Genomic DNA, 15325 nt, shown 5'->3' with positions numbered 1-15325 from the left:
GGGTGCGGTTGCGGGTGCCGAGCGAGGGCGGGGGAGGGGCTGAGCTCCGCCCCCACCCTCCGGGGCGTCAGCCTGATCGGCGCGGCGTCATATCGCTATTCCGGCCGGGGTTTCGGCGGGCAGGTCGGAGGCCTTCGCCTTGACCACGAACAGCGCGGACAGCAGCGCGACGGCTGCGAACGCCACACCCACCACGAAGGCGTGCGAGACGGCGTAGGCCAGCACTTCGTTGGCCCACTTGCTGCCGGGCGGGAAGGTCTGGTGCTGCTGGGCGTACTGCAGGTCGGTCGGGGTGGCGTGGGCGAGGAAGTCCGGCTGTTGGCGGTTGCCCTCGGAGGTGGCGGCCTTGGCGAAGACCGTGGTGAGTATCGACAGGCCGACCGAACCACCGATCTGCTGCACCGAGTTGAGCAGGCCCGAGGCGGCGCCCGTCTCGTGGGCGGCGACCCCGGAGACCGCCATCAGCATCACCGGGACGAAGATCAGACCCATGCCGAAGCCGAAGGTGACCGTCGGGCCGAGGACGCCGAGCAGGTAGCTGCTGCTCACGTCGGTCTGCGTCAGCCAGCTCAGCCCGATCGTCACCAGAACGCTGCCGGTGGCCAGGAACGGCTTGGGCCCGAGCCTCGCCTGGAAGACCGAGGCGAGTTGCGCGGCGACGATGATCGCGACGCTGATCGGGAGGAAGGCCACACCCGCCTTGAGCGCGCTGTAGCCGAGGACGCGCTGAACGAAGAGCGTGACGTAGAAGAAGATGCCGAACATGGCCGCGGCCAGGCAGAGCATCATGATCAGGCCGCCGGTGCGGTTCCGGTTCCGCAGCAGCCGCAGCGGGGTGATCGGTTGGGCGGTGCGCTGTTCGATCACCGCGAACGCGACCAGCAGGACGGCACCGACGGCGAACGAGCCGATCGTCACGCTGTCACCCCAGCCGGCCTTCGGGTCTGCGGCGTGGATGAACCCGTAGACCAGGCTGACCAGACCGAGGGTGGAGGTGAGGGCGCCGGGCAGGTCGAACGTGCCCGGGTGCCGCTCGGACTCGTTGATGTAGCGCGGTGCGGCGATGGCGATCAGCACGGCGATCGGCACGTTCACGAAGAACACCCAGCGCCAGTTCATGTACTCCGTGAGCACACCGCCGGCCAGCAGACCTATCGCGGCACCCGAACCGGCCACCGCCGAGAAGACACCGAAGGCTCGGTTCCGCTCCGGCCCCTCCTTGAAGTTGGTGGCGATCAGCGCGAACGCCGTGGGTGAACAGATCGCACCGCCGATGCCCTGCAGTGCGCGGGCGGCCAGCAGCATGCCGCCGTTCTGTGCGAAACCGCCGAGCAGCGAGGCCAGGCCGAACAGCACCACGCCCACGACGAACACCCGCCGACGGCCGAGGATGTCACCGGCCCGGCCGCCGAGCAGCAGCAGGCCGCCGAACGTCAGCGTGTAGGCGTTGATCACCCAGGACAGGTCCGTGGTGGAGAACTTCAGCGCGTCCTGGATGTGGGGAAGCGCGATATTCACGATGGTCGCGTCGAGGACGACCATGAGCTGAGTGGCCGCGATGACCGTGAGCGTGATGCCCTTGCGTTGGTCGCGACCGGCCCCCGGCGGAGCCGACTTGCTGAGCGTGTCGGAGATAGCCACTGTTGTGCCCCCTGCTGGCTACTGCTATCGGTTGCTGTTTCGGTAAGGTGCTCGGCGATGCAGATAGTGAACGGTCTCGTTCACTGCGGGGGACATTAGTCGGCACCGATAGTGAACGCAACCGTCTTTTAGGGTGGATGACGATGGATCAGCCGGACCGGCGACAGTCGGCCGACGGCCCCGCGGGGGGAGCTCCGCTGCGCAGGCGCGGCAAGGCGCTGGAGGCCGCGATCTTCGAGGCCGCGCTCGACCAGCTCACGTCCGGCGGGTTCGCCCGGATGACCATGGAAGGGGTGGCCGGCGCCGCGCAGACCGGCAAGGCCGCGCTCTACCGGCGCTGGGCCTCCAAGGCGGACTTGGTGATGGACGCGCTGGTCGCCGCCATGCCGCCCCCCACCGGCATCCCCGACCTCGGCTCCGCGGAGGCCGAGCTGCGGCACGTCGTCCAGGGCTACATCGTGGTGCTGAACTCCCGACTCGGTGCGGCCGTTCGCACCCTGATGGGTGAACTCGACCACGAGCGCGCCGAGTTCTTCAAGGGCTTCCTGCACGAGCGGGTGGTCGAACCGACTGCCGCAGGCATCCTCGGCATCCTGCGCCGCGGCGAGGCCCGGGGCGATGTCCGCAAGGGCGCCGCGGTGTCGACGGTCGCCGACGTGATGCCGGCGATGCTGCTGTACCGGGCCAAGTTCTGTGGTGGGGTGTGCGACGAGGAGTTCGGCGAGGAGCTGCTCGGGCAGGTGCTGCTGCCGATGGTCAGACCGTAGCGCGCACGGGGTGGAGCAGCGCGGGCGCGGCCGGGCGGTGAGCCTCGGGTCGGTCGGCACCGGCTCTGGGGCCTGTGTGGGGCTTGCGCGGGCCCTGCCCGGGTTGTGGCTCGGGTCCTGCGCGTTCTGGCTCTTCGCGGGCCGTGTGTGGGCCCTGCTCGGGCAGGTCGGGGCGGCCAGGCTGTCCGGGCGGCGGCGTAGGCTGAAAGCAGTCGGGGCGTGCTCGTGCGCGGGCCCGGCTGTCGATCTGTCCAGTGAAGGAACCTTCGATGCCGTACGACCCTCCGACGCACTCGGTCGAGCGTTCCCTGCGCCGGGCCGGAGCCGGCCTGGTCGTCGGGCTGGACGAGGTGGGCCGTGGTGCCTGGGCCGGGCCGGTCATGGTCGGTGCCGCCGTCACCGGGCTGCGCCGCCCGCCGGAGGGGCTCACCGACTCCAAGCTGCTCACCGAGCGGCGTCGGGAGGCGCTCGTCCCGATCCTGGAGGACTGGGTGACCGCCTACGCGATCGGCGCCGCCTCGCCCCGGGAGTGCGACGACCTCGGCATGACGGCCGCGCTGCGGCTGGCCGCCGTCCGCGCCCTGGAGGCGCTGCCGGTGCAGCCCGACGCGGTGATCCTGGACGGCAAGCACGACTACCTGGGCGGCCCGTGGCGGGTTCGCACGGTGATCAAGGGCGACCAGTCGTGCGTCTGCGTGTCCGCCGCCTCGGTGCTGGCCAAGGTCCGGCGGGACGCGCTGATGGCCGAACTCGGGGTGGACCACCCGGCGTTCGCGTTCGAGGAGAACGCCGGCTACCCCTCGCCGACCCACCGTGCCGCACTGGAGGAGCTCGGTCCCACCGAGCACCACCGCCTCTCCTGGGCCTACATGGATGCCCTGCCGCGCTGGAGCCACCTCAAGCGGCAGCGGGTCCCGGTCGATACCGGCGAGCAGCTCTCGCTCGGCTTCTGACCGCTTTCGGTGTCGCTCGCGGCGCGCCCTCGGTTTCGCGCCTGCACCATCGGCCCCGTACTGCGGCCCGGGCGTCTCTGCGCGCCGTGCACTCCGGCGGCCCAACGCGCCCTCGCGCGGTCGAACAATCCGATGGTTCGCCGTGATTCTCGGGAGTCCCCCACGGGCCTCCTGGGGCTCGTGAGGGTAGCCTCCTCTGCAGTTTCTGACGGTTCGTCAACATTCATCCATCCGTCACTCGAACGTTGTCGTGTGCCCGCGTGCGGAGGGCCAGACTTCCAAGTGGTGGGGTGCCCGTGCGCATCCGACCGGCATTTGATAGGAATCCGGGTATGCCTGTCTTCCCCGAGGAGCCGGAGATTCACGAGACGATCCCGGGCCCCGGCGTTCCCCTTCCCCACAAGTCGGACGCACCTGCCCCCCGTATGCCTTCCTCCACCGCCGTCGCCGCTCCGGTCCCGGGCCCTCGCCCCGGTCCGCCGCGCCCCACGCCGCCCCGTGCGGACCGCCCGATTCCCGGTCAGCGGCCCGCACCCCGACCCAAGCCCGGCCCCGCGTCGCGCCCGGGCCGGCCGACCGTCCAACTCCTGTCCGTCGCCGTGACCGAGGCACTGGACCGTGCCGACGAAGCGGTCGACGCGCTGCTGGAGTCCGGCCGCCGCCCCGGCGACGTGCTGGTCCTGACGGTCGGTGCCGCGCACCCCTGGCAGGAACACGAGCTGAGCTTCGGCGAGGAGAGCTACTGGGCTCAACTCGCCGACGGCGGAGACGTGTTCTACGCCGACGCCGCCACCACCCGGACGTTGCGCCGGGACGTGGTGGTGCTGGTGGTCAACGAGAACCACACAGGGCGGGTGACCGCTGCGGCGCGCAAGGCGCTGGAGCGGGCCGCGAAGCTGCTGGTGGTCTGCGGAGAGACGGACACCGTCGCCCCGCTGTTCGCCTGACCGTCCGCCCGTCGTACCGGTCCGGCTCCGCCTACGGGCGGGGCCGGGGCGTAGCCGTGTCCTGATGTCGTCGTGCCGCGGCGTCGGAGTGCCTTGGCGCCTACGGGGCGCTGGGGTGTTCGTGTCGCGGGCCTGGAGGCCCGGCCGTCCGGTTCGGCGAGTGGTCGCTGTGGACGAACGACTGCTCAGCGGGCGGCGGTTCGGCGGATCGCCCGGTTGTCGCGGGCGGCCTCCAGGGCGCGGATCGCCTCCAGAGACGTGACCGGGGCGACCGGCGGCTCCGACGGTGCCGATGGCGCTGACGGTATCGCCGCGAGCGACGATGCGGATCGCTCGGACTCGGAGTCGGTGTCGGACGGGACGCGCGGCGGCAGTTCGGTGACGGTGTGGACCGGGCCGAGCGCCCACGACCCGGAGTGCGGGTTGCGCCCGCGTCGGCCGTCGCCGAGGGACCGCCAACCGGCGGGAGTCAGCGTCAGGTAGGAGCCGCAGCGCAGCCCGTGCAGTTCGGCGGCGGCGCGCAGGGCCCACATCCAGGCCCCGTCCTGTTCGGTCCAGTCCGGCCCGCCTTCCCGGCAGCGCAGCAGGACGGCGGTGCGACTCGGCGATATGCGCTTCAGGTCGTGCGGGGTGACCCGGCGGAGGTGGCCGAGCAGGGCGTTGCGGTGGTCCCAGCCGTCGCTGAACTGCGGGCGGACGCCGAAGGAGGCGGAAGCCACCACCCGGTGCTCGGGGTCGAGCACCGCGACCACGGTGGTGCCCGGTTGCGGGAGGTGCCGCTGGTGAAGTTCGGTGACGAACTCTCGCGGTGCGCGAAGGAGGGGTACGCCGAGGCGCTCCCACTCCTGCAACGTGATGGTCCGGTGGCCGTCGTAGTGGGAAGGACCTCGGTCGATGCCGTTGATCACGATCCTCCTTCCCGTGCCCGCGCTCCCGAAGGTGTGCGGGCGTACGCCGAAGGCCGGGTCCGACGGACCGGGCGCTGGATACCTTCCAATTCTCGGGCGCGAGCGGCCGAGCGGCAATGATGAAGTGACAAACGCCGCCCGGAACCCGCCTAACTGCCGGATATGTCCCGACCTTGAGGTGGAGCCATCCGGCTGACCTTGCGGTGTACGTGGCATGTACGGGCAGAAACCGTCCGGTGAACGGAACCTGGCGTCCAGGCCTGCCTGTGCGCCGCGCCTGGCACTGAGCTCGACCGAATCGCCCTCACCCCCGGACGGCCAGGACGAGGGGGAGCACGGCGGTGGCACCGGCCTGACGGAGCAGGTGGGCCGCGACCGTCAGCGTCCAGCCCGAATCCACCAGGTCGTCGACCAGGAGGACCGGGCCGGGGGCTGCGGCCAGCGCGTCGGCCAGCCCTGGGGAGAGCACGAGCGCACCGGCGACCGAGCGCAGTCGCTGGGCGCTGTTGCTGCGCGGCCCGTGCGGGGGCTCCCCGGTGGCGTACTGGACCCGGCCGAGCAGCGGCATCCGGCCGATCGAGGCGAGGCCGCCGGCGAGGTCGGACAGCAGCTGTGGGCGGGTGGAGGACTCGAGGGCGACCACGCCGACCGGGCGCTCCAACCGGGTGCCGTCCGGACCGGCCGGCCCGGCCCAGCCGCCCGGGCCGCGTGCCCAGTCCGCCACCACGCCGACCACGGCGTCCAGTACCTCGCGCGGCAGCGGGCCGTCCGGGGAGCGTTCGTCGAAGAGGGTGCGCAGCCGGCTGCCCCAGCCGATGTCGGAGAGCCGGCCCAACGCGCGCCCCGGCTCGGCCTGCTGGGTGGCAGGGATGCGTCCCCTCAATGGGATGCCGAGGGACTCCATGCCGGTCGGCCACATCCGCCTGGTCTCGAAGGAGACTCCGGGGCGGCCGAGGGCGGCGCGGGCCGCACCGGTGGCTTCGGCCGACACCTCGGTCGAGTGCCGGGCATGGGTGCACCGGTCGCAACGGCCGCACGGGGCCGCCTCCGGGTCGTCGAGCTGGCGGCGCAGGAACTCCATCCGGCAGCCCTCGGTCGCGACGTACTCCCGCATCGCCTGCTGCTCGGCCTCGCGGGCCCGGGCGACCTTGGCGTACCGCTCGGCGTCGTATCGCCATGGCTGGCCGGTGGACTCCCAGCCACCGCGCACGCGGCGGACCGCGCCGTCCACGTCGAGCACCTTGAGCATGGTCTCCAGCCGGGTGCGGCGGAGGTCGACCGAGGTCTCCAGCGCCGCCGTGGAGAGCGGGCGGCCGGCCTCGGCCAGTGCGGTCAGAGTGCGACGGACCTGCTCCTCGGCGGGGAAGCCGACCGAGGCGAAGTACCGCCAGATCGCCTCGTCCTCCCGGCCCGGGAGCAGCAGCACCTCGGCGCGGTCGACGCCACGGCCGGCACGGCCAACCTGCTGGTAGTAGGCGATCGGGGAGCTCGGCGAGCCGAGGTGGACCACGAAGCCGAGATCCGGCTTGTCGAAGCCCATGCCGAGCGCGGAGGTGGCGACCAAGGCCTTGACCCGGTTGCCCAGCAGGGCGGCCTCGGCCTCGCGGCGTTCGGCGTCCTCGGTCCGGCCGGAGTAGGAGGCGACCGGATAGCCGCGCTCGCGCAGGAACTCGGTGACCTCCTCGGCGGCGGCGACCGTCAGGGTGTAGATGATGCCGGATCCGGGGAGATCGGCCAGATGGTCGGCCAGCCAGGCCAGGCGCTGCGCCGGGTCGGGCAGCGACAGCACCGAGAGGCTGAGGCTCTCCCGGTCCAGCGGGCCGCGCAGCACCAGGGCCTGCGCGTCGCCGACGCCGGTGCCGAGCTGATCCGCGACGTCCGCGGTGACCCGGGCGTTCGCGGTCGCCGTGGTCGCCAGCACCGGGACGCCGGGGGAGAGCTCGGCGAGCATGGTGCGCAGCCGTCGGTAGTCGGGCCGGAAGTCGTGGCCCCAGTCGGAGATGCAGTGCGCCTCGTCCACCACCAGCAGGCCGGTGGAGGCGGCCAGTTTGGGCAGCACGTGGTCGCGGAAGTCGGGGTTGTTGAGCCGCTCCGGGCTGACCAGCAGGACATCGACGCGGCTGTCGGCGACCTCCTGCTGGATCTCCTCCCACTCCTCCGGGTTGGCCGAGTTGATCGTTCGGGCGTGGATGCCCGCCCGGGCGGCCGATTCGACCTGGTTGCGCATCAGCGCCAACAGGGGCGAGACGATCACCGTCGGGCCGGCGCCGCGCGCGCGGAGCAGTGCCGTGGCGATGAAGTAGACGGCGGACTTGCCCCAGCCGGTGCGCTGCACCACCAGGGCGCGGCGACTGTCCACCACCAGGGCCTCGATCGCCTTCCACTGGTCCTCGCGCAGCCTCGCGGCGGGCCCGGCGAGGTCGTGCAGCACCGCTTCCGCGGCGGCCCGGACGGCGTCGCGGTCGGCTGGAGTGGTCAGGTGGAGTTCGCGCGTCTGCATGAGGTCATGGATACCGTGCTCCACGGACGGACCGCGAATGCCAGGCTGTGGACAACCTGGCTTTTATCCGGTGATATGCCTCCGGATCGCGCTGTTCGGGCCAGAATTGTCCGCCATTCGGGGGAGCTGATGCTGAACCCCCCGGTTTATCCACAGGGCAGACGAAATATCCGCAGTGGTGGCGGAATCGGGTCCAGGCTTTCCGCCATGACCGCAGACGACCGCACCACCAAGCACTCCCCGCTCCCCGGCCACCTCCCGGTCCGGCTGCGCGGCCCCGCCGACATGGCGGAGATGCTCCCCTACCTGCTGGGCTTCTTCCCCGACGACAGCATCGTCGCGGTGGGCCTGCAGGGCCCCTCGCTCGACCAGGGCGGGGTGATCCGGATCGACATTCCGACCGATCCGGAGTCCTGGGAGCGCACCGCCGAGGAATCCGCCCGGCTACTGGTCGAGCTGTCCGAACAGCGCGACCGCCGCCCCGTTCAAGTCCTGCTCTACCTGTGCCGGGATCCCGCCGACGGCACGCCCGCGCCCGAGGGCGCTCAGGCCGTACTGGCGGAGCTCCGCCCACTGGCGGCCGCACTCACTCAGGCCTTCCAGAACGAGCAGGTGATCGTCAAGGAGGCGCTGTGCGTCTCCGCGAGCCGCTGGTGGTCCTTCCTGTGCACCGGAGTCGACTGCTGTCCGCCGGACGGCACTCCGGTCCGCGCTGCCCACCAGCCCAGCTCGCTCGCCGTCGCGGCCACCTTCGCGGGCCTGGCCCCACGGGGCAGCCGCAAGGCGATCGTGGCCGGCCTGGCACCGGTGGGCCCGCCGCTCCGAGAGGTGCAGCGTCGCGCCTTGGAGGACGCCGGGCCGCCGTTCATCCGTGAGCTGGCCGGCCCCGACGGCCGCCATGCGGCGGTAGAGCGTACGGACGAGCTGCTGGCCAGCGCGATGGCCGAGTTCCGCAACGGCGCCCGGGAGCTCGACACCAAGCGCACGGCCCGTCTCCTGATCGGCCTGCAGGACAAACTGGGCCGCGATCGCGCCGCCGAATACGCCGAACCGCACGAACTCGCCACCGCTCAGAAACTGTGGCGCTATCTCATCCAACGCTGCGTCGACCCGTTCGAGCACCTGGCCGCCCCGCCGATGACGTTGCTGGCCTGGACGTCCTGGTTGGCCGGCGACCCCGCCACGGCAAGGGTCGTGCTGGCCAGAGCACTGGAACTGGATCCCGGTTACACCCTGGCCCAGCTGCTCTACGAATCGCTGAACTCCGGAATCGCCCCGGAGGCTCTGCTCCGGGTGGTCCGGAGCGAACGCACCACCCGGTTGCGCGGGGCGGGGCTCCCGTCGGCCCCCGAACTCCCGCCGCCCGGCGGGCGGACAGGAGCCGAACGGCCCGGCGGCCCCTCGGGAGCACCCGCCGTCCGGCCCGGGCCCACACCCCGCGACAGTATCGAGCCGGTGCGAGCCGCCGAGGCGGGGCCGGGCGAACCCGGGCCGGGCCGGGAGTGCTCCGAGCCCGGGCCGGGCAGTTCCGAGCCCGGTGAGGACGGCAGCCCAGGCGGCGGTCAGCCGACCTCCGCGCCCGACGCAGCGTCAGCCGCTTTCGGCCGACCGGGCGGTGAGCACCGACGGCGCGCGCTCGGGGCCGCACCGCCACGAATCCCCAGGGCCCGCAGCAGAGCACCCCGACACCAGCAGTTCCTCGGAGGCTGACATGCGTACGTTCATCCCCCGCCCGCGCGGCGAGCGGCTAGATCTCGCCCCGCGCCATTCGCATCAGACGGTCCAGCACCCGGCGGCCGCTCACCCGCACCCCGTCGTGCTCCCACTCGTTGGTGATCCACGTCCGCACACCGGCCACCGCGTCCGCGGTTTCCAGCGAATGTGCCGTGTCCACGTACATGTCGTCGTGGTACACCGCCGCGTACACCGGTACCTGGTTCGTAGCCAGGCGCTGCGGGTCGTACAGGTCGGGCCAGTCGGTGCGCTCGGCCAGCAGCTGAGCCGTCTCGCGCAGCGGCTGCAGCGACGGGTCGGTCTCGAACATCCAGGGGTAGATCATCTCGCCGGTGAGCAGCACCGGTCGGTCCGCAGCCAGCGCCGCCTCGGCGTCGAACTCGGGAAACTCCTTGCGCACCCGCTCCGCCGACCAGTCGGTGGCGCCGGAATCGACCGAGCGCTGCCCGTAGATCGACTCGTGCAGCACGGCGTACAGCGGCCCCTGGGCGAAGGACAGGTGCGTCTGCGCCCCCGCCAGGAAGGTGTCGGAGAGTTCCGACCCGTCCGGCCCCTCCACCCAGGCTTCCTCCAGCAGGTAGTGCAGGACGTAGGAGCCGGTGCCGCTGCCCAGCATCATGCCCAGCGCCTGGAAGGCCTGGACGGTGAGCACCCCGCCGTCCGGAAGGGTCGCGGGCTGCTCGATCAGGTGCGCCGCGATTCGCCGTACCGCCGCCACGTCCTGGGGGAATCGCGCGTAGTGTCCGGCGTTCTTGCGGGCGACCCGCGGGTACGCCGCGCGGTAGACCTCGTCCGCCGAGCGCCGGAGACCGGCGAGGCCACCGGTGACGAACGCCTCGCGCAGGCCCTCCGGGGCCAGCGAGAGGTAGGTGAGGGTGCAGAAGCCGCCGAAGCTCTGTCCCAGCAGGCTCCACCGGCCGTCCTCGCCCAGCAGTTGGCGGCGGATCAGCTCGGCGTCCCGGACGATGGAGTCGGCGCGGAAGTGCGCCAGGTAGTCGGCCTGCCGGCGGGCGTCGCCGCGCCGGGCGAGCGTCTGCCGGTTGGCGGGGGTGGAGCGGCCGGTACCGCGCTGGTCCAGCAGCAGCACCCGGTGGTCGTCGAGCGCCCGGTCCAGCCAACCGTCCCGGCCGAGCGGCCGGTTGGCCTTGCCACCCGGTCCGCCCTGCAGGTACAGCAGCCACGGAAGGTCGTCGTGCTCGCGTCCGGCTGCGACCACCTCGCGGGCGTAGACCTTGATCGCCTCGCCACTCGGAGTGCCGTGGTCCAGCGGCACCCGGAAGACATGGTCCGTGGTGACGATCCCGGGGATGCGGCTGAGGGAGGACATGCAACTCCTAGGTGTGAGCTGGTCACAGGCTGGTTGCGGCGCAGATCACCGAGGTCACCGGTGGTTCCGTCGTCGTGCTCGCACCGTATCCTGACGGCGGACAGGAGCCGCCGGGGGCCGTCCGTCACATGCGGAGAACCCCGAACGGCGCCACGACACAGCGGGCACCCCGGGTGTCGGCCGCAGACCGCCGAAGGGACGGCGGTGCGTGGCCGCATTCGACCGGAGGTCCGCCGGACAGGCGTGACCTGGGACAGGTGTGCTGCGTTCAACTTGCGGAACGCCGCCATTCGAACCGGCACCGCCGGGCCAGTAGCGGCCAGGGCGACCGTGTCGGGCACCGGTCACGTGTCGCTCGACCCGGCGCGACCGGGCCACGGGCGACCTTGGCGTCCGGGCCGGGACACCACCCCGGCCGGGGCGGGGCACCAGCAGTCGGGTCCTGCCCAGGTCAGAGCCGCGTGTTCCGGCGGCAGAGCAGCACAGTCCGCGATCGAGCACGCTCGCGGCCGGCCGGGCACGCAGCCGTCGGCCGACCGAGGGGAGGAGAGCCTGGTGACCGATTCAAGGCCACCCCACGCAGCGTCCCACCCGCTGCCGCCCACCAACCCGCCCGCACCGGGCGGCACTCCGGCACCCGCCGGAGCATCGGCTCCCCCTGTTCCCCCACACCCGGCCGGCCCATCGAACCCCCGTCAGGCCACGCCCCCGTACGGCACCCCCACCGGTGCGCCGACACCCACCGGCTACGCCCCTGGGGCGCCCGGCGCGGGCCCGGTGGTTCCCGGTGCCGCTGCCCCCGGCATCCATGGGCCCGGAACCCCGGCGTACGGCACACCACTTGCGGGCGCCGTTGCCCAGCCGCAGGGAGTGCTGCTCGGCACACCTCCGTACGGCACGCCCACCGCGCCCACGCCGTACGCGCCGGGGGCCACCCCGCCGTACGGCACCCTCACCACGCCCACGCCGTATGCCCCAGGGGCTGCTCCGTCCCACGGTGCCGCGACTCCGCCGTACGGCACCCCGACCCCGCCGTACGGGACTGCCACGCCGCCCTACGGAACCCCGACCAGGCCGGGCCCAGGGGCGCCGGCTCCGGGGCGGGGCGGAGCAGCGCCACGCGCCGACCACCCGTCAGCTCCCCCCGGAGCGTCGCCCGGTGGGCCGGGTGCTCGGTCGGAGCAGGTGGCCGGTGCGGCCGCGCCGGTGACGGCCCGTCAAGCGGCTCCGGCGGCGGTGCCGCGGCCGCAGCCCTCGGCGGCGCACGACATCCTGTGCGTCAACGCCCCGGGCATGGCGGCGTCCGGCCCGGACGGGCAGCTGCGGGGCCAGAACCTCCACGGCTTCTTCCGGCACGGAGTGCGGACTCTGGCCAGGATGGAATTGCGGCTCGGTGGCATGGAACCGGTTCCGCTCCAGGGCACCTTGACGTCCGCGGCGGCGGCGCGCTTCCTCGGCTCGGTCCGGGTGCCGGGCGACCTCGATCCGGATCCGGCGCTGACGGTCGAACGGCTGCGGCACGCGGACGGTGCGGAGACAGTGACGGTTCGGAACACCGGTGCCCGGCCGGCCCGGATCCCGCTGGAGATCGCCCTGGGCACCGACCTGGGCCAGCTCACCGACATCGCGGCGGGCCGACGTTCGGCCGACCTGCCGGGCCAGGTCCAGTCCTCGGGCCTGCGTTGGGCCGGGCAGGGTCGCGCGGCCACCGTCAGCGCTCGCCCGTCGCCGCACGCGGTGCTGGCCGGCGCGGGCGTGCTCCGGTGGGACTTGGAGGTTCAGCCCGGGGCCCGCTGGTCCGTGGACCTGCAGGTGGAGCTGGAGAGCCCGTCGACGGGTCGTCCACCGACGGGGCGCGGCCCGGGTGTGCCGCTGCCCTGGTCGGAGCCCGAGGTCCGGGCAGACGACCGTCGCGCCGCCCGCCTGGTCGGCCGTGCCCTGGACACACTGAGCGGGCTGCTGCTCGCGGACGCGGACCGTCCGACCGATCTCTACACCGCCTCGGGCGCACCATGGCGTTTCGGCCTCACCGCCGCGGATGCGCTCTGGGCGGCCCGGATGACGCTGCCGCTCGGCACCCGGCTCGCCGCCGGAACGCTCCGCGCAACGGCTCGTCGCCAGCACCTCGCACCCCAGCAGTCGGCGGGTGCCGCCCGGACGACCGAGGGCGCCATTGCTGATGGTGCGTCAAGTCTGTCGCCGGTCGGCCCGTCCCAGGCCGGGAGCCCGGCGGGAGCCGGTGGGTCGTCCGGCGGCTCGGGCGGCGTTTCGGCAGCGCAGCCCGGCTCGGCCCAGGGAGCGGGCAGTTCGCCCGCTCCCGGTGCGGAGAGCGGCACGGCGGCGCAGACGATGGACGGTGTGATCCCTGGGCCGCTGCGGCACGGCGGTCCCGAGCTGCCGGCGAGTTGCACGGCCACGGAGGCGACCCTGCTGTTCGTCACCGTGCTGGCGGAGGCCTGGCGTTGGGGACTGCCCCGGGCCGAGGTCGCCGAGCTGCTGCCGGCCGCGGAGCGCGCCCTCGGGGCGCTGCGCGCGGCGGTGGCGGAGGGGCCGGACGGACCGGTCGGGTTCGTCACCGACCTCGGCCGTTCGGCGGAGGAGCGGGCCGCGCGGCCCGGTCCGGCCAGGTGCGAAGTTCAGGCGCAGGCGCACCGCGCGGCGCTTCAGGGTGCGGACCTGCTGGAGGCGTTCGACCGTCCCGGAGCGGCGGAGTGGCGGGCCTGGGCGGCCGAGTTGAGGGAACGGTTCCGCGCGCAGTTCTGGATCGACGACCTGTCAGGAGGCCGCCCGGCGGCCGCGCTGCTGGCGTCGGACCGGCCGGTGCCGGCCCTCGCCTCCACCCTGGTGCACCTGTTCGACGTCGGTCTGGCCGCCGAGGGCGAGTTGCACGAGGGCCTGCTCGACCGGGAGCAGACCAGGCTGCTCGCACAGCGGCTGGTGGCACCCGAGCTCGACTGCGGGTGGGGCCTGCGGACGTTGAGCGCGAAGTCCCCACGGTTCAACCCGCTCGGCCACCGCAGCGGTGTGGTGCGGGTGCAGGAGACCGCGCTCGCGGTGAGCGGGCTGGTGGACGCGGGCTTCGAGCGGGAGGCCGAGATCCTCCTGGAAGGCCTGCTGGAGGCGTCCGCGCACTTCGAGTACCGGCTGCCGGAGATGTACGCGGGTGAGCAGAAGGTCGCCGACTGCCCACCGGTGCCGCACCCGGCGGCCTGCCGTCCGGCCGCCATGTCGGCGGCCGCCGCCGTTCACCTGGTGCTCTCGCTGGCCGGTGTCCGGCCCGACGTCCCGTCCGGGCGGGTGGCCACCCGCCCGGCGAGCACCGCACCCCTGGGTGCACTGGAACTGACCGGCCTGCGGGTGGCCGGCGAGCCGTTCTCGGTCCGGGTCAGCCGGATCGGTGTCGCAGTGGTGGAGGAGGCTCCGTCGTTCCTGCAACTGGCCGCCAGCTGACGATCTGCGGGCGGTCTACGGACGCGGTCTACGGGCAGTCTGCGGGCGGTCTACGGACGCGGTCTACGGGCAGTCTGCGGACGGTCTGCGGGCGGTCTACGGGCAGTCTGCGGACGGTCTACGGACGGTCCGGCGGGCGGGAATGGGGACGGGAAGGAACGCCGGAGGAGACGGGAGCAGGGCTGTGGTCTGTGTTTATCGTCAGAGAGACGACTAAGATCGGCGGCATGTCGCGTTATGACCCGTCGGCCTTCCCCCCGTTCGCAGTCACGGTTGACCTCGTGGTGCTGACGGTGCGCGACCATGAGCTGTGCGCCCTGCTGGTGAAGCGTGGCGAGGCGCCGTTCCAGGGCTACTGGGCGCTGCCCGGTGGGTTCGTGCGGCCGGACGAGGGTCTGGCCGAGGCGGCGTCCCGGGAGTTGGCGGAGGAGACCGGGCTGCGGGCACAGTCCGCGCCGGGCCAAGTGCTGGCCGGGCAGAATCCGTTCGGTGCGCACCTGGAACAGCTGGCCACGTACGGCCACCCGCAGCGTGACCCCCGGATGCGGGTGGTGAGCGTCGCGTACCTGGTGCTCGCCCCGGACCTGCCCTCGCCCCGTGCGGGCGGTGACGCCAGCAGTGCCCGTTGGGCGCCGGTCAGCGAGCTGTTCGGTGTGGACCGGAACGACGGCGAGTTGCTGGCTTTCGACCACGGCCAGATCCTCGCGGACGGCGTGGAGCGGGCCAGGTCGAAGATCGAGTACTCCTCGCTGGCGACGGCCTTCTGCCCGCCGGAGTTCACCGTCGGCGAGCTGCGCCGGGTGTACGAGGCCGTCTGGGGCGTGGTGTTGGACCCGCGGAACTTCCACCGCAAGGTCACCGGCACCCCGGGCTTCCTGCTGCCCTCCGGCGACACGACGACCCGTCAGGGCGGCCGTCCCGCCCAGCTGTTCACCGCCGGCGGGGCGACGGTGCTCAACCCGCCGATGCTCCGCCCCGAGGCCTGACGCCCGAGTTCGGCGGGGCCGTACCCGCCGTCGCCGAGGACGAGTTGCTCGTGAGATGAGATGGGCCGGTTCCGTGCGGGCGGGACGGCGACGGCTCATGGGGGAGGCGTCA

10 protein-coding genes are annotated in these 15325 nt (G+C 72.9%); 6 read left to right on the top strand and 4 right to left on the bottom strand.

The genetic code is table 11. The features are described from left to right. Positions 1 to 87 precede the first annotated feature (87 nt). Positions 88 to 1641 (bottom strand): MFS transporter, encoded by a 1554-nt coding sequence (locus tag ACI1MP_RS12870; RefSeq protein ID WP_404868712.1) that lies wholly within the window; start codon positions 1639 to 1641, stop codon positions 88 to 90. A 137-nt stretch (positions 1642 to 1778) separates the two neighbouring features. Between ACI1MP_RS12870 and ACI1MP_RS12865 the strand changes: the two genes are divergently transcribed. The 3 genes from ACI1MP_RS12865 (at position 1779) to ACI1MP_RS12855 (ending at position 4308) form a co-directional block, all read left to right on the top strand. Beyond that, positions 1779 to 2408 (top strand): TetR/AcrR family transcriptional regulator, encoded by a 630-nt coding sequence (locus ACI1MP_RS12865; RefSeq protein WP_189273838.1) that lies wholly within the window; start codon positions 1779 to 1781, stop codon positions 2406 to 2408. A 269-nt stretch (positions 2409 to 2677) separates the two neighbouring features. After that, entirely contained in the window at positions 2678 to 3361 is a 684-nt protein-coding gene (locus ACI1MP_RS12860) for a ribonuclease HII (RefSeq protein WP_380342326.1), read from the top strand. A gap of 599 nt (positions 3362 to 3960) precedes the next feature. Further along, positions 3961 to 4308, top strand: a complete 348-nt coding sequence (locus ACI1MP_RS12855; protein WP_404868711.1) for a hypothetical protein — start codon at positions 3961 to 3963, stop codon at positions 4306 to 4308. A gap of 185 nt (positions 4309 to 4493) precedes the next feature. On the opposite strand, the gene ACI1MP_RS12850 is transcribed toward ACI1MP_RS12855, so the two are convergent. Together ACI1MP_RS12850 and ACI1MP_RS12845 are read right to left on the bottom strand one after the other, a co-directional pair. Beyond that, complete coding sequence (locus tag ACI1MP_RS12850; RefSeq protein WP_380342380.1) at positions 4494 to 5204, bottom strand: hypothetical protein; 711 nt, start codon at positions 5202 to 5204, stop codon at positions 4494 to 4496. 316 nt (positions 5205 to 5520) lie between these two features. Next, on the bottom strand, positions 5521 to 7716 hold the full coding sequence (locus ACI1MP_RS12845) for a RecQ family ATP-dependent DNA helicase (RefSeq protein WP_404868710.1): 2196 nt from the start codon (positions 7714 to 7716) through the stop codon (positions 5521 to 5523). Between the two features lie 207 nt (positions 7717 to 7923). Here ACI1MP_RS12845 and ACI1MP_RS12840 point away from each other — a divergent pair, with 207 nt between their 5' ends. Next, complete coding sequence (locus tag ACI1MP_RS12840) at positions 7924 to 9426, top strand: DUF4192 family protein (RefSeq protein WP_404868709.1); 1503 nt, start codon at positions 7924 to 7926, stop codon at positions 9424 to 9426. A gap of 37 nt (positions 9427 to 9463) precedes the next feature. Here the strand turns inward: ACI1MP_RS12840 and ACI1MP_RS12835 are convergent, their stop codons facing one another. Beyond that, complete coding sequence (locus ACI1MP_RS12835; protein ID WP_388000140.1) at positions 9464 to 10777, bottom strand: alpha/beta fold hydrolase; 1314 nt, start codon at positions 10775 to 10777, stop codon at positions 9464 to 9466. Between the two features lie 1206 nt (positions 10778 to 11983). Between ACI1MP_RS12835 and ACI1MP_RS12830 the strand changes: the two genes are divergently transcribed. Continuing rightward, complete coding sequence (locus tag ACI1MP_RS12830) at positions 11984 to 14227, top strand: glycogen debranching N-terminal domain-containing protein (RefSeq protein ID WP_404868708.1); 2244 nt, start codon at positions 11984 to 11986, stop codon at positions 14225 to 14227. A gap of 227 nt (positions 14228 to 14454) precedes the next feature. Then, positions 14455 to 15213: an NUDIX domain-containing protein gene (locus tag ACI1MP_RS12825; protein WP_404868707.1), complete on the top strand. Its 759-nt coding sequence runs from the start codon at positions 14455 to 14457 to the stop codon at positions 15211 to 15213. The last annotated feature ends 112 nt before the right edge of the window (positions 15214 to 15325 follow it).

The sequence above is a fragment of the Kitasatospora griseola genome (assembly GCF_044999035.1).
In the GTDB taxonomy this organism is placed as follows: domain Bacteria; phylum Actinomycetota; class Actinomycetes; order Streptomycetales; family Streptomycetaceae; genus Kitasatospora; species Kitasatospora griseola.
The sequence above is the reverse complement of the archived record's forward strand: the minus strand, read 5'-3'. Positions and strand labels throughout refer to the sequence as shown.